At 50.1% G+C, this 23,176-nt stretch carries 20 protein-coding genes; 17 read left to right on the top strand and 3 right to left on the bottom strand.

What is annotated here, in order from left to right:
- The first annotated feature begins 137 nt into the window (after positions 1 to 137).
- The 17 genes from SD70_RS22600 (at position 138) to SD70_RS22540 (ending at position 20,671) form a co-directional block, all read left to right on the top strand.
- Positions 138 to 2,585 (top strand): glycoside hydrolase family 2 protein, encoded by a 2,448-nt coding sequence (locus SD70_RS22600; protein WP_052487774.1) that lies wholly within the window; start codon positions 138 to 140, stop codon positions 2,583 to 2,585.
- A gap of 157 nt (positions 2,586 to 2,742) precedes the next feature.
- On the top strand, positions 2,743 to 3,699 hold the full coding sequence (locus SD70_RS22595) for an ABC transporter permease (RefSeq protein ID WP_041049926.1): 957 nt from the start codon (positions 2,743 to 2,745) through the stop codon (positions 3,697 to 3,699).
- Positions 3,700 to 3,724: 25 nt separating this feature from the next.
- A complete protein-coding gene (locus SD70_RS22590) occupies positions 3,725 to 4,618 on the top strand; it encodes a carbohydrate ABC transporter permease (RefSeq protein WP_052487773.1) in 894 nt (297 codons plus the stop codon).
- Between the two features lie 132 nt (positions 4,619 to 4,750).
- Positions 4,751 to 6,379: an extracellular solute-binding protein gene (locus tag SD70_RS22585; protein ID WP_041049924.1), complete on the top strand. Its 1,629-nt coding sequence runs from the start codon at positions 4,751 to 4,753 to the stop codon at positions 6,377 to 6,379.
- Between the two features lie 72 nt (positions 6,380 to 6,451).
- On the top strand, positions 6,452 to 7,984 hold the full coding sequence (locus SD70_RS22580; RefSeq protein WP_052487772.1) for a response regulator: 1,533 nt from the start codon (positions 6,452 to 6,454) through the stop codon (positions 7,982 to 7,984).
- Positions 7,985 to 8,035: 51 nt separating this feature from the next.
- Positions 8,036 to 9,757 (top strand): sensor histidine kinase, encoded by a 1,722-nt coding sequence (locus SD70_RS22575; protein ID WP_041049922.1) that lies wholly within the window; start codon positions 8,036 to 8,038, stop codon positions 9,755 to 9,757.
- Positions 9,758 to 9,949: 192 nt separating this feature from the next.
- Positions 9,950 to 10,675 (top strand): LacI family DNA-binding transcriptional regulator, encoded by a 726-nt coding sequence (locus SD70_RS22570; RefSeq protein WP_052487771.1) that lies wholly within the window; start codon positions 9,950 to 9,952, stop codon positions 10,673 to 10,675.
- Positions 10,672 to 10,791 (top strand): substrate-binding domain-containing protein, encoded by a 120-nt coding sequence (locus SD70_RS39390; protein WP_269432511.1) that lies wholly within the window; start codon positions 10,672 to 10,674, stop codon positions 10,789 to 10,791. Before SD70_RS22570 ends, SD70_RS39390 begins: the two co-directional genes overlap by 4 nt.
- Positions 10,792 to 10,840: 49 nt before the next feature.
- Complete coding sequence (locus SD70_RS39385; protein ID WP_269432510.1) at positions 10,841 to 10,972, top strand: hypothetical protein; 132 nt, start codon at positions 10,841 to 10,843, stop codon at positions 10,970 to 10,972.
- A gap of 427 nt (positions 10,973 to 11,399) precedes the next feature.
- A complete protein-coding gene (locus tag SD70_RS22565) occupies positions 11,400 to 12,938 on the top strand; it encodes a glycoside hydrolase family 36 protein (protein WP_156158143.1) in 1,539 nt (512 codons plus the stop codon).
- An 89-nt stretch (positions 12,939 to 13,027) separates the two neighbouring features.
- Entirely contained in the window at positions 13,028 to 14,053 is a 1,026-nt protein-coding gene (locus SD70_RS22560; RefSeq protein ID WP_231571419.1) for a LacI family DNA-binding transcriptional regulator, read from the top strand.
- Positions 14,054 to 14,273: 220 nt separating this feature from the next.
- On the top strand, positions 14,274 to 14,564 hold the full coding sequence (locus SD70_RS38420; RefSeq protein ID WP_231571417.1) for a hypothetical protein: 291 nt from the start codon (positions 14,274 to 14,276) through the stop codon (positions 14,562 to 14,564).
- A complete protein-coding gene (locus tag SD70_RS38415; RefSeq protein ID WP_231571415.1) occupies positions 14,491 to 15,417 on the top strand; it encodes an extracellular solute-binding protein in 927 nt (308 codons plus the stop codon). Before SD70_RS38420 ends, SD70_RS38415 begins: the two co-directional genes overlap by 74 nt.
- Positions 15,414 to 16,064, top strand: coding sequence for a hypothetical protein (locus SD70_RS38410; RefSeq protein WP_052487769.1), 651 nt, complete (start codon positions 15,414 to 15,416; stop codon positions 16,062 to 16,064). Before SD70_RS38415 ends, SD70_RS38410 begins: the two co-directional genes overlap by 4 nt.
- Positions 16,065 to 16,091: 27 nt before the next feature.
- On the top strand, positions 16,092 to 17,060 hold the full coding sequence (locus tag SD70_RS22550; RefSeq protein WP_041049920.1) for an ABC transporter permease: 969 nt from the start codon (positions 16,092 to 16,094) through the stop codon (positions 17,058 to 17,060).
- Between the two features lie 9 nt (positions 17,061 to 17,069).
- A complete protein-coding gene (locus tag SD70_RS22545) occupies positions 17,070 to 17,966 on the top strand; it encodes a carbohydrate ABC transporter permease (RefSeq protein WP_041049918.1) in 897 nt (298 codons plus the stop codon).
- Positions 17,967 to 18,184: 218 nt separating this feature from the next.
- Positions 18,185 to 20,671, top strand: coding sequence for a hypothetical protein (locus SD70_RS22540; RefSeq protein WP_156158142.1), 2,487 nt, complete (start codon positions 18,185 to 18,187; stop codon positions 20,669 to 20,671).
- Between the two features lie 146 nt (positions 20,672 to 20,817).
- On the opposite strand, the gene SD70_RS22535 is transcribed toward SD70_RS22540, so the two are convergent.
- From SD70_RS22535 to SD70_RS22525, 3 genes are all read right to left on the bottom strand, one after another.
- Positions 20,818 to 21,921, bottom strand: coding sequence for a GerAB/ArcD/ProY family transporter (locus SD70_RS22535; RefSeq protein WP_041049916.1), 1,104 nt, complete (start codon positions 21,919 to 21,921; stop codon positions 20,818 to 20,820).
- 18 nt (positions 21,922 to 21,939) lie between these two features.
- Positions 21,940 to 22,161 carry a hypothetical protein gene (locus SD70_RS22530; RefSeq protein ID WP_041049914.1) on the bottom strand — a complete coding sequence of 74 codons (222 nt, stop codon included), beginning with the start codon at positions 22,159 to 22,161 and terminating at the stop codon, positions 21,940 to 21,942.
- A partial coding sequence (locus SD70_RS22525; RefSeq protein WP_041049912.1) for a Ger(x)C family spore germination protein occupies positions 22,158 to 23,176 on the bottom strand: 1,019 nt, incomplete at its 5' end. The genes SD70_RS22525 and SD70_RS22530, both read right to left, overlap by 4 nt.

The raw sequence follows: 23,176 nt of genomic DNA, 5'->3' as shown, positions 1-23,176 counted from the left end.
TCGAAAAATAAAAGACTGAGTGCAATCGGGCCAAAGGAAGTGAAATAGAGAAGATCGTTGCTAGAATGCAGGTTTCGTTGATGAATGCAGTAGTTATAAAGCCCCGAACAAAATAAAATGCTTTTAGGGGTGAGACGATGAAGCATTTGAATCGCGGCAGAGAAACTATAAATTTTAACAAGGGTTGGAAGTTTATTCGCGAGGACGTGCAGGAAGCCGAACGGCGGCGTATTTCCGACGACGGCTGGGAAACGGTGATCTTGCCTCATACTCCGAAAATCGAACCGCTTCATGTTGACATTCATTTTCAAGGGATATGCTGGTACCGTAAAACTTTTGTCGTCGATGAAGCAAACGCGGGAAAGAAGCTCTTTATGGAATTCGAAGCTGCCATGCAGGAATCTGACGTATGGATCAACGGCAAATTCAAGCGGAATCATAAAGGCGGCTATTTGCCGTTTACGATCGATATCACCGACGAGGTTGAATTCGGAGCGGAAAACGTGATCGCAATCCGGCTCGACAACCGCAACAACGGAGCCATACCGCCCGGCAAGCCGCTGGAAAGCCTGGATTATTCCTATTTCGGCGGGCTTTACCGCAACGTGCACCTCCATATAACGGACAAGCTTCATATCACGGACGCCGTATACGAAGGAAAGCCGGCGGGAGGGGGTATCTTCGTCCGGTATACCGACGTTTCGAAAGCATCGGCAACGATCGCGGTTCGGACTCATGTGCTCAATGAGTACGATGCCGCAAAGGAAGTCAAAGTCGTGACATCGCTTCTCGACAAACAGCGCCGGCTTGTCGCTTCCAATGAAAGCTCTGCCGAAACGTTGCGCGCAGGCGAAGACCGGACGTTCGCCCTATCGTTGGCACTGGCGCACCCGCAACTTTGGAACCCGGACAACCCGTATTTGTACACTTTGCAAACGATCATCGTCGCCGACGGCCAACCGGCCGATGAAGTTTATACTAGCATCGGCATCCGCACGATATCGTTCAGCAAAGCGGACGGCTTTACGATCAACGGCGAAAGGCTGATCATCCGCGGAACGAACCGCCACCAGCAGTTTCCTTATCTCGGCAACGCAGCTTCGAACAACGCTCACTATCGCGACGCGAAGAAGCTGAAAGAGGGCGGGTTTAACTTCGTCCGGCTCGGACATTACCCGCAGGCGCCAGCTTTCCTCGACGCTTGCGACGAGCTCGGATTGATGGTCGCGGAACCGACGCCCGGCTGGCAGCATTGCGAGGAAGGAGAGTTTCAGGAGCTTGTCCGGCAAAATATTCGCGATATGATCCGCCGCGACCGGAACCATCCATGCGTCATCATGTGGGAGGTCAGTTTGAACGAAACGTATTCCGGGAGGAGAGGAGCGACGGACGATTTTTTCCGTGAATGCCACTTGATTGCCCATGAAGAATACCCGGGGGATCAGATGTTTACATCGGGAGATACGATCGGGCGGCAAAATGCTTCCTATGTCAACTTTGATGTACCCTATACGTTATGGAATGAAGAAGCTTTATCGCGCCCTCTCGAGGACGTTCTTCCCGCTAAAGGGGGCTTTGACAGGGAATACGGAGACTACGAATTCGGCGGTCATGAGAGCACAAGCCGGGTGCCGCGCGGCGCCGGGGAGCAGAAGCTGCTGCTGCAAGCCTGGAATTATCAATGGTCGCTGAACCGGAACCGCGGCAACCGGTGGTCGCTCGGCGACGCCTCCTGGGTCGGCATCGACCATAACCGCGGCTGTTATCCCCGGTTGTCGGAATGCGGGGCGCTGAATACGTTTCGGCTGCCCAAATTCGTTTATTATTTTTATCAGAGTCAGAGAAAGCCGAATATTTTTCATGAAAACGTGGACAGCGGACCGATGGTGTACATTGCGAATTATTGGACGAAACGCGCCTCGCCGGCAAAGGTTGTCGTATATGCCAACTGCGACGAAGTCGAGCTGTTTGTCGAGGGGAAATCGGTTGGCGTGCGAAAACCCGACCAAGGTCCGGACACGGAATACGGCGAGCGCATTACAGGCTACGAAGTGGATTATTGGCTAACGGACGAGGAGCAGCATAAGGGAAAGGCCGCCGGTATTCCGGCGAAAACAGATGCCGGCCATATAAAGGTGTTCCCGCATGACGGGGGGAATTGCCGTAATTTGGAGCGGGCCCCGTTTACATTTACCGATGTGCCGTATGCGCCGGGGGAGCTCAGGGCCGTCGGGCGCATCGGCGGCAAGGAAGCGGCGGTTTGCGTCGTGAAGACCCCTCTTGAGCCCAAGGTGCTTTCCATCCGCATCGACAAGAGCGGAAAAGAGCTTGCCGCGGACGGCGCCGACTTTGTTTTTGCCTACGCTGAAATTCAGGATGCGAATGGAACCGTCGTGCCCTTCGCAACCGATGAGGTTGTGTTTGACATTGAAGGCCCGGCTGTCATTGTTGGCGAAAACCCGGTGCACGCGGAAGCCGGCATCGCCACGGTGCTGCTGCAAGCGCGTTCGGCGCCCGGCGAAATAACGGTGACGGCTTGTTCCAAAGGCTTTAAACCGGCTGTAGTCAAACTTTGGAGTGTCTAGATCTAGGCGTTAAGCTGGAGGAGTAACGGCGAGCAAAGGGCAGGGCGTCTCACAGCCGGCTTAACGCCTAGGGAAAAGGTTTGAAGAAGCAACATAGTTGATGCAGTGAAAGTTTCGTTGATAGCGCAAGTATTTTTCGATTCGGGGAGCAGTTAGAATGAAGGCAAGCATTACGACATGGAAAGATGAGGTGAACTGGTTGGGAAGACGCTTTCTGAGGCAATGGGACTTGCAGATCATGGTGATTCCGGCCATCGTCCTCATCGTCATTTTCGCTTATATCCCGATGTGGGGGGTGCTGATGGCCTTTCAGGACTACAACCCGGCGAAAGGTTTTCTCGGGAGCAAGTGGGTCGGCCTCAAGCATTTCCGCATGTTTTTCGAAGCCCCGGAATTTTGGCTCATTATGCGCAACACGGTTGTGATCAGCCTGCTTAAGCTGCTTGTGGCTTTTCCCGCACCGATCGTTCTCGCGTTAATGCTGAACGAGGTAAGGCACGCGGCGTTCAAGCGCATCGTCCAGACGATCAGTTATTTGCCGCATTTTATATCGTGGGTCATCGTATCGGGCTTCGTCATCTCGATGCTGTCCGTTGATAACGGAAGCCTGAACATGCTGCTGCAAACGACCGGCTTGATGAAAGAACCGGTCAATTGGTTGTCGATTCCCGAATATTTCTGGACGATATTGATCGCAACAGGCACATGGAAAGAGATCGGGTTCGGTGCGATCGTATATTTGGCGGCTATCGCCGGAGTCGATCCCCATATGTACGAGTCGGCTGCGATCGACGGCGCCGGCCGGTTGCGGCAATTGTTTTCCATTACGCTGCCATCGATCACGCCTGTTATTGTCATTTTCCTGATCTTGTCGGTAAGTCAAATTTTGAATGCGGGATTCGAGGAAATATTGCTGCTGACCAATCAAGGGATGAACGTTGCGTTACGGCCGGTATCGGAAATTATCGATACTTACGTTTATCGAGTCGGCATCGAAAATTACCGCTATTCCTATGCGACGGCAGCCGGATTTTTCAAAGGTATCGTCAGCGTGGGGCTGCTCGTCATAGCTAACTGGATCGCCAGAAGGCTGGGAAGCTCGAGCCTATGGTAAAGACGCAGAGGAAGGGGGTGGCACCGTGAAGCGAACGACCGAAGATTACGTGCTCGATATTGCGATTTACGCCTGTTTGCTGGTGCTTGCTTTCGTAACCCTGTACCCGTTCTGGAACTCTCTGGTCATTTCGTTTAACGATGGGAACGATACGGCGGCGGGGGGCGTCACCTTTTGGCCGAGGGCATTTACGCTGGAAAACTACCGGTACGTGTTCAAGGACAACAGGATGATTCATGCTTTCTGGATTACCGTTGCGAGAACGGCTGCAGGCACATTCCTATCGATTTTGTTTACTTCCATGTTCGGTTATGCGATGGCTAAAAGAGGCTTGATCGGCAAAAAGTTTTATATGATCGTCTGTGTGATCACGATGTACTTTAGCGGCGGCCTCATTCCGAGCTATTTGCTGATCAAGCAGCTGCATTTGATGAACACCTTTTGGGTGCTCATCGTACCCGGCATCATCAGCGTATGGAATATGATTATTTTCCGTACGTTCTTCCAAGGGCTTCCCGACGGCTTGGAGGAATCGGCGAAAATCGATGGCTGCAATCACCTTAGCACCTTTTTCCGCATCGTTGTGCCGGTATCCGGTCCTGTCATAGCGACCTTATCGCTCTTCACTGCAGTAGGCCACTGGAACGCATGGTTCGATGCTTCGATCTATATTACCAATTCAAAGCTGCTGCCGATTCAAGTCATTCTGAACCAGACCGTTCGTTCCATTCTGGCGTTCGAGTCGTCCACGCAGGTAAGCGCAACGAAACAGGAGTTTTTGCTCGGTTTGCAGAGCGTCACGCATAAATCGGTCGTCATGTCGACCACTATGGTTGCAACGATTCCGATCGTACTCGTATATCCCTTTGTGCAAAAATATTTCGTCAAAGGAGTACTTGTCGGCTCGTTGAAGGAGTAACAGGCGATGTTATATGCCTAACAAGCTTTAACATAATAGGGCGTTAAGCTGGAGAAGTTACGGCTGGCAAAGTGAAGGGCGTCTCACAGCCAGCTTAACGTCAGGCTCAATTGCGAAAGGGGAGAGCATCATATGAAAAAGAAAACGTGGTTCGCCGGTTCGCTGGCCGCCGTTCTAACGCTCGGCGTACTGGTCGCCGGATGCCAGAGCGGTAAAGAAGCGGAAAAGCCTGCCGACGGGAAGGCAGCTTCTTCACAAACGCAGGACAAGGATAAACCGCTTGCGTTCACCTATTACAACTTTGACGACGATTGGCAGCCCGCGCCTTGGGGAGAAACCGTCACGACGAAATGGGTGCAAGAAAACAAAAAGGTCACTATCGATTATGTTCCGACGAACGGCAACGCCAAGCAAAAGTTTAACGCCATGTATGCGAGCGGCGATCTGCCCGACGTTATCGCCTTGGGAACAGGACCCGAGCTGGACCGGATGATCAGCGAAGGCCAATTGGTCGCTCTGGACCCGTATCTCGACAAGTATCCGAACCTGAAAAAATCGGCCGGCGACCAAATCATCAACATTAACCGTTCGAGCGACGGCAAGCTGTACCTTGTTCCGGACTGGTACGTCGGAGGGGACCACTTGAACGGCAATGGCGGGTATGCCATCAACCGCAAAATCTATAAAGAGATGGGTTCGCCGAAGCTGGAAACGCTCTCCGATCTCGAAAGCTATTTGCGTAAAGTGAAGGAAAAATATCCGAATGTCATTCCGCTCGAAGTCGGCAATCCGTATGCGATCAAAATGATGTATTCGGCGTTTAAAGAAAATAGCCCGCCTTTTTATGTAAGCAGGATGTTCTATCAGGACGGGAGCGTACTGAAGCCGATTACGGAAGATCCGGCGTTTAAGGAATTCGTATTATTCGCCAGCAGGCTGTTCCGCGACAAGCTGATGACGCAGGACGTTTTTACGCAGAAAACCGATCAGATGGTGGAAAAACTGAGCCAAGGCAAAGTGGCCGTCGCGCTCGAAGCGAATCTTTCGAGCAGGGCCCGCGTCCCGAACTCCAAGCTCCGCGCCCAAGATCCCGAGAGCGGATACGAGTTTATTTGGCCCGTACACAAGGACGGCCTCGACAAAAACAAAATTTATCCCAATTATACGGGGCGAGAAGGCGGCGGCAAAATCGTCATTACGAAGAAAGCGAAAGATCCGGAACGCATTTTTGCCTTCCTGGATTGGGCGACGAGCGACGAGGGGCAAGCCGTTCTCTGGTTCGGGCCTCCGGGCTTCCTCTGGGACAAAAAAGATGAGAACGGGATTCCGATCCCGAACGACAAATATAAAACGATGGACAAAGCGGAGCTTGACAAGCTGCATATTTCCGACAATATGATGGCAGGCAATGCTACTTGGGTCGACTTGGCCAAGGTGGCCAGAGAAAAGCTGCTTCCCGAAGCCCAGCGCGATTTTCAAACGACACAGCAGGTGAACGTCGCCTGGAAGACGTCGATGGATATTACCGCCTTCGCCAATACCAACCCGCAGGGCGATTCGGAAGAAGGAATTGCGCTGCAAGCGGTGAAAGATATTTTTGATCAGGCTTTTGCCAAAATGATATACGCAAAGAGCGACGATGAAGCGTTGGCGGTGCTCAGTAAAGCAAACGAAGATATGAAAAAAGCCGGCTTCCAGAAAGTTATCGATTTCGTGCAGAAAAAGTGGCAAGATAATCTGAGGAAAATTAACGGCAAATAGCTATTCGTCCATAGAGCCGGGAGAGTATACTTAAACGTATGCTCTCCACATTCGTTTTAAGGGATGATTGTCATGTATAACGTGCTGTTGGTGGACGACGAACAGTTGGATCTGGAAGTATTGCGGCGCTTCGTGCCTTGGGAACAGCTGGATATGGAGATCGCCGGGACGGCGTACAGCGGTTTTTCCGCTTTGAACGTCTTGCAGGAACGGCACGTCGATATTTTGATCACCGATATCAAGATGCCTATTATGACGGGGCTGGAGCTGGCCGAGCAGGCGAGAAGATTGCTTCCGCCGTTGAAAATTATTTTTATAAGCGGACATGACGAGTTCCAATATGCCCAAAAAGCGATTACCATGAACGCCAGCTCATATATTTTGAAGCCTGTAGACGACCGGGAGCTGCTTAACGCTTTGCAGCTCGTTAAGGAGCAATTGGATTATGAACAGGAACGGTTGAAGAAAGAAGCGCAAATCGAGGCGTCGATCCCGCTGCTGCGGAATGAAATGCTGCATCAGTGGCTAAAGGGAGCAATAGACCTTTCGAGGCTGGACCGTTTTTACGAAACGCACGGCATTCGTTGGCGGGGCGGGCAAGGCTGCGTCGCCATCGTGGAAATCGACGACCGGGCATGGAAGTTGAAGCAGTTTTCGGGCGATCAGAAGTCGTTTGCGATTCAACACGTTTTCCGTTTGATTGGCGATTATATCCAAACTCATCAGCTTGGAGTTTATTGCACGACGGAAGATGACAAGATCGTTATCGCAGTCAATGGCACCGCTTCGGACCCCGCTGGATCGATGCAGGCTTTGGTCGACTATGTGCGAAACCATTCGAGCATGACGATAACGGTCGGATTAGGCTCGCTTGTGTCGGATCCTCATGATATGCCGAGCTCCTATCGCCAAGCCGGAGATGCGCTTGCAACGAAAATGTTCATGGGAAAATGCCGGGTCATTACACTGGAGCAAGCGGAGGGCGAGATCGCCAAATCAACGTCCGACCTTGAGCAAATCATGGCGGCCATGTTTGCGGCTACCGCGAATTATGAGCTGGTCCGCATTCACGATAGCCTGGAACAGCTGTTTGAGTTGGTGCACAGCTTGAAGGACAAGCTGTCGGTCTATAACTTCGCGCTGTACGCCGTTTCGAAAATCGATTTTTTTCTGCGCTCGCTAAATGCCAGTTTGTACGACTTGCTCAGCATCGAGTTGAACAGCTTGAATGTCCTTTATGAATTTGAGACGATTGACGATATCAAGTCGTGGCTGCGGCGGCGATTGTTCGAAGTATCGGAGCACCTGCATGTGAAGAAAAAAAATCCGAGCCGCAAGCTGATCGGCGAGATCGAGCAATATGTCGCGGAGCATCTGGAGAAGACGTTGCAGCTGCGGGATGTTGCCAAAGTGTTCGGGTTTTCGCCCAATTATTTGGGTTACGTGTTCAAAGAGGCAACGAACGAAGCTTACAGCGATTTTGTTACAAGAAAACGGATGGAGAGGGCGCGGGAGCTGCTGAAGGACCCCAAGCTGAAAATTTACGAAGCGGCTAACCGGGTCGCTATCAAAATCTCACCTTATTCAGCCGGCATTTCAAGATGAGCTTCGGTGTTGCGCCCGCCGACTACCGCAAACAAGGTTAGGTGCGATCAGATGAAACGGTTTCCCGGATTTTCGTTCTCGTTCGGATATAAATTGATGCTCTCTTATTTACTCCTGGTGATGATTCCGGTCGTATCGATCGGCTATTATGCGTATACGACTTCCGTCCAGTACGTCAAGGAGCAGACGATACAAAATGTGTCGGGCACCTTGAAGCAGGCGCGCGATAATATTGCGGAGAAAATGAAAGTGGTGGAAAGAGTAGACAGTCAAATCCATCTGGACCAAGCGCTCCAGCATGCGCTAAATAAGAAGGTCGAGCCTTGGGAAAGCTATCAGACGACCTCCCTCAATGTGATTCCAAGGCTGGAGGCAACCTTGAATTTAACGTCGAATGACATCCTTGTGGATTTGTTTTTGCATAACGATACGTTGCCGGAAATTTACTTTGCAGCGGCCGGCGGAGAGCCGCTGAAAGGAAAGCGATATCAGCTTTTTCATTTTGACCGCCTCGAACATGTGGAATGGGCCCGCGCTTTCCAATCTTCGAAGGAACAATCGTTATGGCAGCAAGTTGAGGAAGACACAAATTTTGGAAATGTGTCGTTGCTTAGAAAAATGATGGATTTTAATACGGTCTCACCGATCGGCTTGATGCGGATTACCGTTAAAATGGACGATTTGTTCGGCAATTTGAACTTCGGCGGCAGCGGTGAAGGAGTCTCCAGCTATATGGCGGTGACGGACGAGTACAATAAGCCGGTTTACGAGAACAAGGATAACCCGCTGCCGAACGATTGGGCGTCCCGGTCGGGGGAATTCATGCAAATCCGCGAGCCGATCGAGGGGACGAATTGGAAGGTGACGGCGCTCGTCCCGCTGCATGAGCTGGAAAAGGGCGCGAATAAGGTGAGAAATGTCACCTTGCTCGTTTGTTTGATCAGCTTTGCGATTTTGGTGGCGATCAGCGGGTTTGTTTCCTCCTATTTTTCCCGGCATATCAAAAGGGTCGTGTTTTCGCTCCAATCGTTTCAGGAAGGCAATTTTGCGAAGCGCATTCGCTATTCCGGCAAGGACGAATTTGCGCAAATGGCGAAAGCGTTCAATGAGATGGCGGAAAATATCGAAGGGCTGATCCAGGAAGTGTACGTCAGCAACCTTCGCAAGAAAGAAGCGGAGCTTGAAGCATTGCAGGCGCAAATCAAACCGCATTTTCTGTACAATACGTTGTCGTCGATCAGCAGGCTCGCCCGCTTGGGCGAATTGGAGAAGCTGCATAAGATGGTGAGCGGGCTGGCGACTTTTTACCGCTTGACCTTGAATCAAGGAAAGGCAATCATCCCGATTCGCGAAGAAATCCGCCAGGTTCAATCTTATATCGATATTCAAAAAATTAAGCATATCGACCGGTTGGAGGTTAGCTACGACATTCCCATTTCCGTATGGGAATACGATACAGTGAAGCTGATTTTGCAGCCGTTCGTGGAAAATGCCCTGGAGCACGCCATGTATGACGACCGCCTGCACATACGCATTGTCGCGTATCAGGACGAAGGGACGATTGTGCTGAAAGTGATCGATAACGGGGTCGGCATGAATGCGGAAACGATGAGCAACATTTTCGCGAATCAAGATCGAAGCATCGGTTACGGGATTCGCAACGTCAATGAGCGGATCAAGCTGCAATTCGGAGAATCGTTCGGCGTTACGCTGCACAGCGGACCCGGGATAGGTACGACGGTGCGCATTGTTATTCCCCTGTATAAGGAATAAGGGACTAGGCGCATGCGCCGGGTCCTCATATTTCGTGCCTGCGTACGAATCGAAGCCACAGTCTCCGGTCAAGGGAATTGGATAGTCGATCTTCCCAATTTATCCAAACAAATGCCAAGTTGCCATCATTCGCATTAGACTGTAGAATATTTACTAAACAAGTCGAACCCTATAGGTGAAAGCGTGCGAACGATGGCAACGATAAAAGATATAGCGAGTAAAGCGCAAGTATCCAGCGCGACAGTTTCACGGGTCTTGAATCATGATATGACATTGCAAGTTGCGGAAGAGACCAGGCTGCGGATCTTTGAGGTCGCCAAGGAGCTGGGCTATAAAAAGACGAAGACTCGCGAGAGCAAGCCGTCTGCGGCGGAAGGGGAAGACAAACAAAAAATCGGGCTGGTCATTTGGGGAACGGAGCAGCTCGAAGCATCGGATCCTTATTTTATGTTTATCCGCCAAGGCATCGTGAAAGAATGCGCCAAACAAGGGCTGGCTGTCGGTAAAATCATTTTCATGGATGACTATGATGCAAATATCCCCGATCAGGAGCTGGATGGCCTGATTGTCATCGGCAAAGTGCATATCGACCTGGTGAGAAAAACAACCGGCATCCAGCACATTGTGTCGATCGATTATGTGCTGGATGACGAGCACGACTCCGTCATGTTCGATTTGCAAAAAGCGACCAGGCAAGCCATGGATCACTTGTTTCAGCTTGGCCACCAAAAGATCGGCTACATCGGCGGAATCAGTTACATTCGCACGCCAGAAGGAAAAGTGCACAATATGGATACGCGCCAAAAGGAATACGAGACGATCATGAAGGAAAAAGGATGGTTTAATCCCTCCTATATGTTCGTGGATCAATGGCGAACGGAACAAGGTTACCGATTAATGAGCTGGCGCTGGAAATGAAGAATCCGCCGACCGCATTTTTGGTTGGCAGCGATCCGATGGCCATAGCCGCGCTCAAAGCATTGCATGAAGCGGGCATTAAAGTTCCCGAAGAGGCAGCGATTGTAGCTCGATGATATCCCGCTAGCTTCATTTGCTGCCCCCCCGCTAACTACAGTAAGAGTATTGACGGAAGAAATGGGAGTAACGGCCGTAAAGCTGCTGGTCGACCGTTTTAGCGGCCGCGATTATCCGCTGCATGTCACCATCCCCACGAAGCTCGTCATCCGCGAAAGCTGCGGCGGCAAGACGGTATAAACCGAGAGCTATCCATTCATATCTGAAAAAGATGTGGAGGGGTAGCTTTTTTTTGATTAATTTACTGCGAGAAGAATGAGGCGGGATCAAATAAACGTTGAAAACCGGATCATTCAATGCTAGAATTAAGTAAAATTTAGTAAATATTCTGCTAGAATGATGTGGAGGGGACGGCTTTGCTCGCAAGTGAACTATACGATTGCACGTTGCACTCAGATCCTTACATGTTTCGCTTAACAGGCTGCTCTGAGCAGTTCCGCGGATCTCTTTCAGTGTCTATCGATTCTGATGGCGTACGATTGATTCATATCAGGCTGGAAAGCGAAACGTTGCAGCAGCCGCCCACAATCGAATTAACGTGGTACCATCCGGGTATCGACATCCAAGGTACTTGCACCCAAGCGCATATCGATCCAGAAGACTTCACGTGGATTGGGAGCGGGGGCTCGTTTCCAAAGCTGCTTATTCTGCTCCCGTCATAAGCTTATTTAACGTGCAGGGCAGTAATCGACTCACGTTTGCCTTTTCCGATGCCCTTAACCCGGTAGCGATGTCTGCCGGCGTCAATGAAGAGACGGCTGCATTTCGCTGCGGAGTGAAGTTGTTTTTTGAGCCAAGCGCTCCTATGCGTCTTTACGAAGCGACACTGCGTCTGGATACGAGAGATGTGCCTTATTACGAATGCTTGAACGATGTCCAGAAGTGGTGGGCGAAACAGCCCGGCTATACCCCTGCCTATGTGCCGGAAGCGGCCAGGATGCCGATGTATTCGACCTGGTACAGTTTTCACCAGCAGCTTTCGCCTGAGGCCGTGGAACAGCAGTGTTTGCTTGCCAAAGCGCTCGGCTGCGAAGCGGTGATCGTCGACGACGGCTGGCAGACATCCGATCACATGCGCGGTTATGCCTATTGCGGAGATTGGGAAGTGTGCGAGGACAAAATCCCCGATATGAAAGCTCACGTTGCGCGCGTTCATCAGCTGGGGATGAAATACTTGTTATGGTATTCTGTTCCTTTTGTAGGATACAAGAGTAAAAACTGGAGCAGGTTCAAGGATAAGTTGCTGAAAACGATCGATTCGTTGCAAACAGGCGTCGTAGATCCGCGCTATCCCGAAGTCAGAGAATTCATTATCGAAACGTATGAACAAGCGCTTGTTCAATGGGATCTTGACGGCTTCAAGCTTGATTTCGTAGACAGTTTTGCCGGGACGGAAGAGACCGTGCATAAAGAAGACAGCGCTATGGACTATAAAGGGATTCCGGAAGCGGTGGACCGCTTAATGAGCGATATTATAGCCAGATTGCGCGCCATTAAGCCGGATATCCTGATCGAGTTCAGGCAAAATTACATCGGTCCGTTAATGCGCAAATACGGCAACATGTTCCGGGCTACGGATTGCCCAAATGACGCCATCGAAAATCGGGTCCGAACGATCGATGTAAGGTTGATTGGCGGTGATACGGCCGTTCACTCCGACATGATGATGTGGCATCCGGACGAGCCGGTGGAGAGCGCCGCCTTGCAAATCGTGAATGCTCTCTTTTCCGTGCCGCAAATCTCGGTTATGTTGGATCGTCTCCCGGAATCGCATCGTCAAATGCTGCGCTTCTGGCTTGCTTTCTGGCGCGAGCATAGCGATGTGTTGTTGGAAGGCTCGTTAAAGCCCGCTCATCCCGACTTTCTGTTTCCGCAGGCCGTTGCCGATAACGAACATAAAAAGATCGTGTGCGCTTATGGCGATATCCTGGTTAGACCGGGAGGAGACAGAAGCAAACAAACATGGATTGTGAATGGAACGCTAAACCACCGAATCTATTTGGAACTTGATGACGCCTGGGGAACGAAGAAGCTGGCAATACGCGATTGCCAGGGGCATTTGCTGGAACAGACGCGAATCGACTTAAACGCCGGAATTCATCGGCTGAGCATCCCGCCATGCGGCGTTGCCGCGTTGACGGACTAGGCGTTAAGCCGGCTGTCAGACGCCAGGCACTTTGCCCGCTGTTACATCTCCAGCTTAACGCCTAGATTTCAAATTGTATCCGAGAGCGTGTGATCATCATAGCTACAATTAAAGAAATCGCTAAGATTGCCAAAGTTTCTTCGGCCACCGTATCGAGAGTGCTGAATCGTGATACGACGTTTAGAGTGCCTGAGGAGACGAGGCAACGTGTAATTGAGATCGCAAGAAAATTGAACTATCGCAGGAATGAGCAAAGTACGAAGCATGTGCCGGAAAGCAAAGAACTGAAGATCGGCCTTCTGATCTGGTGTTCGGAGCAGATGGAGTATCTGGATCCCTATTATTTAAGTATACGTCATGGAATTGAGAATGAGTGCGAGAAGCAGGGAATAACGATCAGCAGAGTGTTCCGGTTTACGGATGAACCCAATATCAGTATCGACGCCCGGCAATTGGACGGATTGATTGTAATAGGCAACGTGCATTCCGAAATTATCGAGAATTCGGCAGGTACACCTAACGTCGTATCCATCGATGCCGTGCTCGGCGACGATTATGATTCCGTTATGTTCGATTCGCGCAAAGCGACGAGGCAAGCCTTGAATCATCTTCTGCAATTGGGCCACCAAAAAATCGGGTATATTGGCGGCAATAGTTATTTCCGAACCGCAGAAGGCAGAAGGTACGATACGGACGCACGCCAACAAGAGTTTGAACTGATTTTGAAACAGCTGGGCCTGTTTAATCCCGATTCCGTCTTTATCGGGGAATGGCGCGCCGAAGCGGGATACCAGCTCATGAAAAAAGCGCTGGCAGGCGCGGACAAGCCCACTGCATTTTTGATCGGTAGCGATCCTATGGCGATCGCTGCGCTTAAGGCAATCAGCGAATCCGGTTATACGGTACCGGCAGATATAGCTATCGTCAGTATCGACGATATACAGCTGGCTTCGTTCGTGACGCCTTCATTAACGAGCATTAAAGTGTTCGTGGAAGAAATGGGGCAAACGGCGGTTAAGCTGATGGTTGACCGGCTAAAGGGGCGCGAGCTGCCGCTGCATGTAACCATTCCTACGAAACTTATGATCAGGAAAAGCTGCGGTGCGGACGTATAATGAGGGAAACGAGCGTGGTAAAGCGAGTCGCTTTTCCGCGCTTTTGTTTGTTTAGCCGGCTATTTTCTGAATCTCGATATTTAGTAAATGTTTTGGAGTAATAGCTGAAAAATTGCAAAAAAATTAGTAAATATATGTTGATGAATCGGGAATATTTTAGTAAAATAATGAGTGTTCAAAGGTTCAACTTAAGGGGGTTACAGAGAGGAAGGATTACATCTTGGAAGAGGTTTTGAAAGCGCGACCAATTCATGCGAAAGAAGGAGAACAAGTTGAAGAAGACAACGCGAGCATTGCTGTCGACGGCATTAACGATGAGCATTATTGCCGGATGTTCCAAACCGACGAACGGGAACCAGGCAACACAAACGCCAAAGCCCGCAGCCGAAAACAAAACAGAAACCGCTGCGAGCGCAAAGAACGAGTTCGGTTGGGAAATGCCGAAAAATCCGATCGAGTTCAGCTACTATTACGCCGATTCGATCAGCCCGGACAAAACGAAAAAGAATAGCGAGCTTATTCATAAATATTTACTTGAAAAATTCAACGTTAACTTGACCAAGATCACATACGATGCCAAGAAGGATGATAAGCTGAATTTGATGTTGGCTTCGGGTGACTATCCCGAAGTGATTGCGAATATGGACGAAGCAACGGTTGCCAAGTGGGTCGCGCAAGGCAAAGTGATTGACCTCGCTCCGTACGTTGACAAATATGCGCCGAATATGAAGACGCAGTTGGGAGATTTGTATAAGACTTATTTGACGAACGGCAAGCTGTATGCGCTTCCGGCGTACTGGGGCTCGCTGCCGATCCCTGACTATTCGGCGCATATCCGCTACGACTACTGGAAAGAGCTTGGAATGCCGAAATTTGAAACGCCGGATCAATACTACGATGTGCTGAAGAAAATGCAGGAAGCTCATCCGAAGAACGATAAGGGGGAAAAAACGTATGCGCTGACGGCTTATGCCCCGGTTACGGAAAAGGTCGTTCCTACGCTGGCGGGTATGTGGGGGCTCAAAAACGGCGACAAAATCGGCGCCGACGGCAAAATAACGAGCTGGGTCAACACGCCTGAAGGTCTTGAGCTTACGCTGTTCATGAACAAGGTTTACCGCGACGGCTTGCTCGATCCGGATGCGTTCATCAACAAATATGAAAATATGAAAGCCAAAATGTCCACCGACCGTGTGATGGGCTTCATCGGCGCCTGGTGGATCGGTTGGAACGCCGGACACGAAGTTTGGCAAAAGAACGATCCGAAGTGGACGGAAGAGAAGCGCTTCGTGCAAGTGAGCGCCAAGCGCCGAATGCCGAAAAGGCGTACTTATCCGGAAAAAATTCGCGCAGCACGAGCATGACGGTCATTACGAACAAAGCCAAAAATCCGGAAGAAATTATGAAATGGCTGAACTTTTCCGTTTCGGATGTCGGCGCAAGGTTGATCGGCTGGGGCGTTCCGAATGCGGACAAATCGGTATGGAACTTTAAAGAAGGAAAGCCGAGTTTTGTCGATTCGCAGAAGCAAGCGATCATCGACGCGAAATTCGATTACGACGCCGGCGATGCGATGGGCATGGACTTGTACAACCTGGCAACTGGCCAAGGCGTCATGAAGGACGACGGCAAGAGCGTATATTGGTTCGACCAAAACTTCAACGAAGAAGCCAAATGGAAAAAGATGATGAACGACAACTTGAAAGACACGATTTACGACAATACGTTCGGCGATATCAGCATTCCTGCCAACAACCCGCTTGCCATGACCGACAAGCAAGTGAAAGATTTGCTCGAGTCGCTTTGGGCGAAAGCGGTAATGAGCAAGACCGAGGAAGAATGCCGCAGCAACTTCGCAGCGATGAAAGATAAGCTGAACGCGGCCGGACTGGATAAAATCGAGAATACAAAACAGACGAATACCAAAGAGATTAAAAGAGTGGAAATAACGTGGAGCCGAGAGGAAGGAGCACTCCTTCCTCTCCCTTATCGGAGATATCCCATCAGATAAAACAACAAGCGGATACGGAGGTGCTTTATGGAAAGCGCCATGCATGAACTTGACGCTCTCGGAACAAAGGCGAAAAAAACAAAGCTTCAACTGATCAAGCGCAGGTTTTACAGGGAACGGCAATTGTGGTTCCTTTGCATCCCGATTCTATTTTTCATCTTCGTCATGCAGTATATCCCCATTTTCGGAGACGTTATTGCCTTCATGAACTATATTCCGGGCCAATCGATCTGGAGCAGCGAATGGGTAGGCCTGCAGCATTTCAAAACGTTTTTCGAATCGCCGGATTTCCCCATCATTATGCGCAATACACTGGCAATCAGCGGGCTCAATATTTTGTTCGGCTTTCCGGCCCCGATTATTTTGGCCTTGCTGCTGAACGAACTTCGCAGCAAACCGCTTCGCAAATTCGTTCAATCCACTTCTTACTTGCCGTATTTTCTTTCGTGGGTCGTCGTAGCCAGCATTGCCTTTCTGTTGTTCGGCAACGAAGGCGTTTTGAACGAATTTTTGCAACGGTTCGGAATCATCAAGCAGCCAATTTCATTCCTGGGCGACGGCGGGAAATATTACTGGGGCATTCTCACTTCGCTCAGTGTATGGAAAAATGTGGGATGGAACTCCATTATTTATTTGTCTGCGATCACAAGCGTAGATCCGGAGCTGTACGATGCCGGGAAAGTGGACGGACTCGGCAGGTTCAAGAGCATATGGCACATTACGCTTCCAAGCATTCGTCCCACCATTGTCGTCTTGTGGATTCTGAGCATGGGCAATATTTTTTCAGCAGGTCTCGAGGCGCCGCTCTTGATCGGAAACGCGCAGACCAGAGACTATTCGGAAGTTATCGACACGTACGTGTTTAAATACGGACTTGAACTTGGCAACTACTCCTTTGCCACCGCTATTGAATTAGTCAAAGGAATCATAGCAGTCAGTTTAGTGTTCGCCGCCAACCGTTTTACAAAAAAAGTGATGGATACGTCCATTTACTAGGAGGGACCTATGAATACATCATTTGCAAAACAATCGCCAGGCGGCAAAATTTTCGATGTCTGCAACGTCATTTTATTATTGGTTTTCGGCGTGCTTGTCTTTTATCCTTTTATCAATTTGCTCGCGCTCTCGCTCAACGATGGTGTCGATGCGTTGAAGGGCGGCATCTATATATGGCCGCGTAAACTATCGCTCAGCGCTTACCTGTATTTGTTTCAGGACAGCAGGCTTCTTTCCAGTTTGACGATTTCTGTCATGCGGGTCATCATCGGCACGACAACTTGCGTGCTCTCGACTGGTCTTCTGGCTTATATCGTAACGGTCAAACATTTTTCGGGCCGAAAGATGATGCGAATCGTCTTTATTATTACGATCTATTTCAGCGGCGGGTTAATTCCGACTTATCTCGTCTTTCTCAGCCTCGGCTTGACGAATACGTTCAACGTATATTGGATTCCCGCCATGTTTAATGCAACCTGGATGCTGTATATGGCTTCTTACATGGAAAGCATCCCCGATTCCTTATTCGAATCGGCAAGAATTGACGGAGCGAGCGAGCTGGGCATCTTCGTCCGCATCGCGATGCCGGTGTGCATCCCGGTGTTCGCTTCGATCGCCGTCTTCAGCTCGGTAAGCCATTGGAACTACTGGCTGGATACCGTAATTTACAATTCGAGCGGGAACTGGGATACGCTTCCGATTTATTTGAAACGAATGCTTCTGGAAGTCGAAGCTCTTGAACAGCTGCGAAATCCGCAAGCGCTCAGCGAGAGAATGCGGGATTTATCGCCGACTACGCTGCGTGCCGCAGTTACGATGCTTGTTACGTTGCCGATCTTTTTTGTGTACCCGATCATGCAGCGCTATTTCATCGGCGGCATCACGCTTGGCGCAGTAAAAGGCTAATATTCTGGTTGACGCAAGCGGCGTAACGCCTACTTACGTCGGTGACCTGATATTTCATTCAAGGTATGGCATCCGGGGTTGTGAAGGGGTAGAAACCATTAATGCCTTTGGAGGGGAAAAAATAAAGAAAAACCGTAGGGCTGCGCTGCTTGTCGTCTTGTCATTTTTACTGGGGACGTTTGTAGAGCTGTATGTTCCAGTTAGCGGCAAACAAAAGAATGGAGGCGGACGATTTCAACTTTCAATTTGATTTTGACCATTTTCCCGATGTTGCTCCGCTGGCTTCCGATGTTTCAATCTCAGGCAATGGTTGGACCGAGCAGAAGCTAACAGGCATTTATACGTTCACGCACCCGGACGGGCATAAAGAAGGGGCTACCCGGTTTAGATGGCTTGCTTTGGATTCCTGCAGCGGCGAATATATGCCCATTGTCGGGCAAGAAAAAAATACGCTATTTGTTTCACATGATCTGGTTGGGAAATTTATTAAGTTTGAAGTAACGCCTGTCGACTTATTTGGCAGAGCCGGGCAATCGGCTACTAGCGAACCAATAGGCCCGATAGCTGAAAATCTGGTACGCAACTCCAACTTCGATGCGCAGAAACGGCTATGGGTCTACGATGGCGCGTTTACCTACAACGCAGGTGAAAATGTTATCGCCTACATCGACCCGGGTCCTTCTACGTTCCTGACCCAAACGATAACCGTACCAGTCACAGGATACTATAAGTTTCAAGCCCTGTTTAACAAGGCTGATGATAACGGCGCAAAGTTCGGCATCAGGTTCCCCGAGGGCAGCATCATAAAAGCAGGAGACGTGCCTATGAGCGGTGTTCCCGTCACACAGACGCTTGATGGCATTTTACTGGAAAAGGGCGCACCTATAGAAGTATTTTTCACCGGCATCAACGCTAACGGCAAATGGATCGAAATTGACGATTCGAATTTGCTGTATGACAGCAGCAATACGAATCCGCTTCCGAATCTCGCCAACATCGTCTCCATCCAGGTGCCAAATCAGGTTGGAGTATCGATTGTCGACGACGCGGCCAAAAAGATTACGTTTCGAGTGCCGTATGGATCCAAAGTAAACGCCATAGCGCTGCAAATCGTTGTTTCCGAAGGCGCCTCCATTACTCCGGCATCAGGCGTGACGCAAAAGTTTAACAAGCCGGTCACTTATACAGTCAAGGGAAAAAACGGCAAGACACAGCAGTGGACAGTCGAATGTGTGGAAGCGGATAAAGAAATCACGATCGATTCCTCCAACGCGAAAATCAAAGATGCTTTTAGATGGGCTGTACCTAAAGCGAAGTCTTATGTACGAACAGGTAAACTAGGTCTTATCAACAGGGATGAAACGTTCGGCAATTCGCCTGAAATCAAGAATTATATGCCGTCCTATTGGGCTGGGTATGCACACCGTTATGCTTTTTACTCCAGAGACATGGCTCATCAAATGTCGGGCGCGCATCTATTGGGGCTGGACCGGGAAAATTTCTCGATGCTAAGGGCATTTGCCGGCACCTCGAACGAGATCCAAAAATGGTATCCGGCATGGGCGCTCAATTTTGACGGCTCGATCTTCAAGCTAGATTATCGAAGTGCAAATAACTTTGTAAGAGAAGTTCCCGCGGTATTTGAACTTGTCGAAAAAGCGTACAACATGTACTTGTGGACGGGCGACAAAAACTATTTGTACGATGAGACGCTTTGGAACTACTACGATAAAGCGGTTACGGATTTCATCGCCCTCCATGACAGTCAATTGAAAAACGGTGTTGCAGAAGGTGTTGGAAAAGGCATCTTCGACGGCACGGCCACTTATAATGAACGCATCGGCGAGGCTGTTGTGGAAGCGGGCGACGGAATCGGATCCCAGTATCAAGCGATGCTTGCTTTTGCGGAATTATCCAAAGAAAAAGGAGATGTTGACGCATATCATAAGTTTGCGGACGAAGCGCAAAAGCTAAAAGATTACTTCAACCAGGATTGGGGCGTTAAAGGCATACAATCCGGCTATGTGCGAGGCTATGAAGCGAACGGCAAATCCTACAGCGATTTCGCGAGAGAACCGAGCTGGTTCATGCCGATGAAGCTCATCACTGATCCGGGCGAACGTACGGATAAGTTCCTTGATGAAATTGATCGGATGTGCGGAACGCCGGAAGGGGCGCCGACCAATATCGAAGCTTTCACTTACTTGCCGGATACGTTTTTCCCATATGGAAAAAACGAAACTGCCTGGAAATGGATGAAATACATCATCGACAGGTTGGATGAACCGCATGAAGTGAGCAGTCAAGGAACCAACGGCGATTATCCGGAAGTATCCTATACATTGATCAGCCAAACCGTCGAAGGTCTTATGGGTATCGCACCAAATGCGCCGCAAAAAAGAGTGTTGACGCTTTCCCGCTTGCCGCATGATATTGCTTGGCTGGAATTGAATCATGTAGTTGTCGGAGACAACGATTTGTACGTTAAGCATGAGGGCGCCATGAAGAGCACGCTCAAGAACAATGCCGGTACAGGTCCGATACAGTGGGAAGTCCAGTTTGCCGGCTCCTATCCATTTATACAAGTGGATGGGAAGACGGTTAAGACGCAAACGAAGAAGTTAAACGGGGTTACAGTAAGTTATACTGTTGTCAAGGTACCCGTTGGAGAAAGTGTAACAGCGTTGCCTGTGTATGAGAAATAGGATGAAGGCAAAGTCCGCGATAGCAAATTCGCGAAGTAAAATTTAGTGATCGAAACTGGCGGACTGGGGCACCGGCTAACAATCCAGAGCGGCTTCGCTTGCCCCAATTTGCTGCTTCAAACAAGTGGATACACGGTGGGGCTTCCTTATTTATTTGCATTGAGGTTGGCCGGGTCTTTCTTGTTGCGAATCAAGGCTATGACGAACAGCAAAAGCGGAATGCCGAAGAAGATGGTCGTGATTTCGAAAGGAGCTTCCATTCTTACATAGCTGCTATAGTGAATGAAGGAAGGCAAGTCCCAAAAGCTGAACGAGGCTATCACGATGCCGACCGGAAAGACGACGGGACGGTAATCCGACAGTTCCAGCCATTGGCTGAACGACATAACAGCCGCGTAGTAAAAGACTCCGATTTTCACAAAATTTCCGGCAACCCACATCGCCAGAAGCAAAGCCTCCAGGTTTTCGAAAAAATCGCCGATGCGAATATAACGAAACGCGGCCAGGATCGGGTATGTTTTGTTTGCCGTGTCCGGTCCTAGCACAAATAAAGTAAGCAGGTTGACGTAAATCATGCTGAATATAACAATGCACAGCGAAATAAACCCCCACTTCTTTATTTTGCCCGGATCCGTCAAGCGAGGCAGGAAAAACGACATTATGAAAAACTCGCTTACCCATGCCTGCGGCGATATCGTCCCCTTCAGCACAGGCATAATCCCATGGCTCAGAACGGGCAGGATGTTCTTAACGTCCAGATCGGCCCCAAGCAGCGAAAGAAAAAACATGGGCAGTACAAAGACCGGCGTCAAAATAACGGCGCTCCTCGCCAGCATCTCCGTCCCGCCCCGGACGGCAAAAGAGCAGAGCAGCAGCATGGAGCAAATGACAAATACGATCGGGGTATGAAACAAAAAATTGCCCGTAACGAATTCGGCATATTGCCGGGTGATGGCGCCGGAGCCATGGAAGAAATATAAGAAATAAGCGACGCCGATCATTTTGCCGGGGATCTTCCCGACAATCTGTTCGCTGTACTGGATAACGGTCATCTTCGGATACAGCTCGTGCAGCCGGATCGCCATATAAACGCTGGCCAGACCGACAAAAAATGCGAAAATGCCGGTCAGCCAAAGATCGTTTTTGGCGTATTGAGCCGTAATCGTCGGCAGGCTGAGAAAGCCTGTTGCGAGCACGCCCGGATACATCATGATGGCCAGTTGAAAGGCCGATATATTTCCCTTCTCCACGGTCGAGGTTCACCACTCTTACTGTTCGACTAGTCCTCTCAACGGTTTAAAGATGATTTTCAGAAACGTAGACGGACCCGGCGTATGAGGCAGATCCAGCATGGACAATAACCAACCGGCGAGTAGGAGGGAGACAAACACGGCTTTGTCTTTTTTCGGCTTCTGCTTCAGCTTCGGCCATTCATACCGCGCTATCAGCGCCGCGGCAATCGTAACGGTCCAGAAGAACTCCCATCTCACTTTTCCTTCGCCTCCTCTTTCGGCATTCCTCCCGGCGAATTGATTAATCCCGGTCTGAGGATATGCGCATCAATTTCCGTCGTTACTTCCACCTTGGGGAACAGCTCCTCCCACCGGTCTTTCGCTTTATCCCACTGCTTCGGGTATTTCCGGTGAAATTCCTTGGCAAAACCAAGAATGTCCGTCTTCCATCGCTGCTGAGTTTCGCGAAGCGCGAGCTGGATACGTTCCCTCACGTCATTCTGGAACGCCTTATCCATAATGGCCAACAGTTCAGGATTCATGGGATTCATCAGCGTGCCGTTCTGCACGATGTCTCCTTCCGTCCACACTTTGACGGTCATTTTCCAAGTATCCCCTTCAATCTTCGGAATCAGCTTGACGTTTGCATGCACCGGCTTCAAAGACACGATTCCGTCCGTTTCCCCGACCTTGAAGGTGGACGTGTATTCGACGATTTCATTTCGGAGCCACATGACGCCGCGTGTCGTTTTTTCGGAAATTTCCCCGATCATTTTGTCCTTCTTGAAAAGCGCGGTGCCGAACAAATACGGGATCGATTGATAAGCGTCCGCGGATTTGGGTTTCGGAAGAATGTACACGAGCGGAAGAGCAGCTGCCTGAGCCTCCCCTTTCAACATGATGCTGAGCTGCTCCAGCGTCACCTTCATCCCGATCTGCAGGTCGGTCAGCTCCTTGAGCACTTCCGCCGAGGACCGTTCGATCGGCGGATACAGCTCCAGCAAATCCGCCGCCTTTCCTTTGCTGACAAACATATAAGCTCTCTCTCTCGGCTGGGGATGACGAACCAGGAAATCGAACTGTTCCCGGATTCCTGCTTTGGCTATCGCTTCGCTGAAAATAAAAACTTTGCATTGCCCCCAAAACAGCTTGCGGGGAATTTTTCGCTGCAGCTTGGACAGCGCGTCGGCGGTATCGAAGCCTTTCTCCGACCGGATGGTAGTCCGCTTGGCCGCTCCGCCGCCTCCGCCGCCTCCACCCCGCCGGCCACCTC

The organism is Gordoniibacillus kamchatkensis (assembly GCF_000829455.1).
GTDB lineage: Bacteria > Bacillota > Bacilli > Paenibacillales > NBRC-103111 > Gordoniibacillus > Gordoniibacillus kamchatkensis.
The sequence above is the reverse complement of the archived record's forward strand: the minus strand, read 5'-3'. Positions and strand labels throughout refer to the sequence as shown.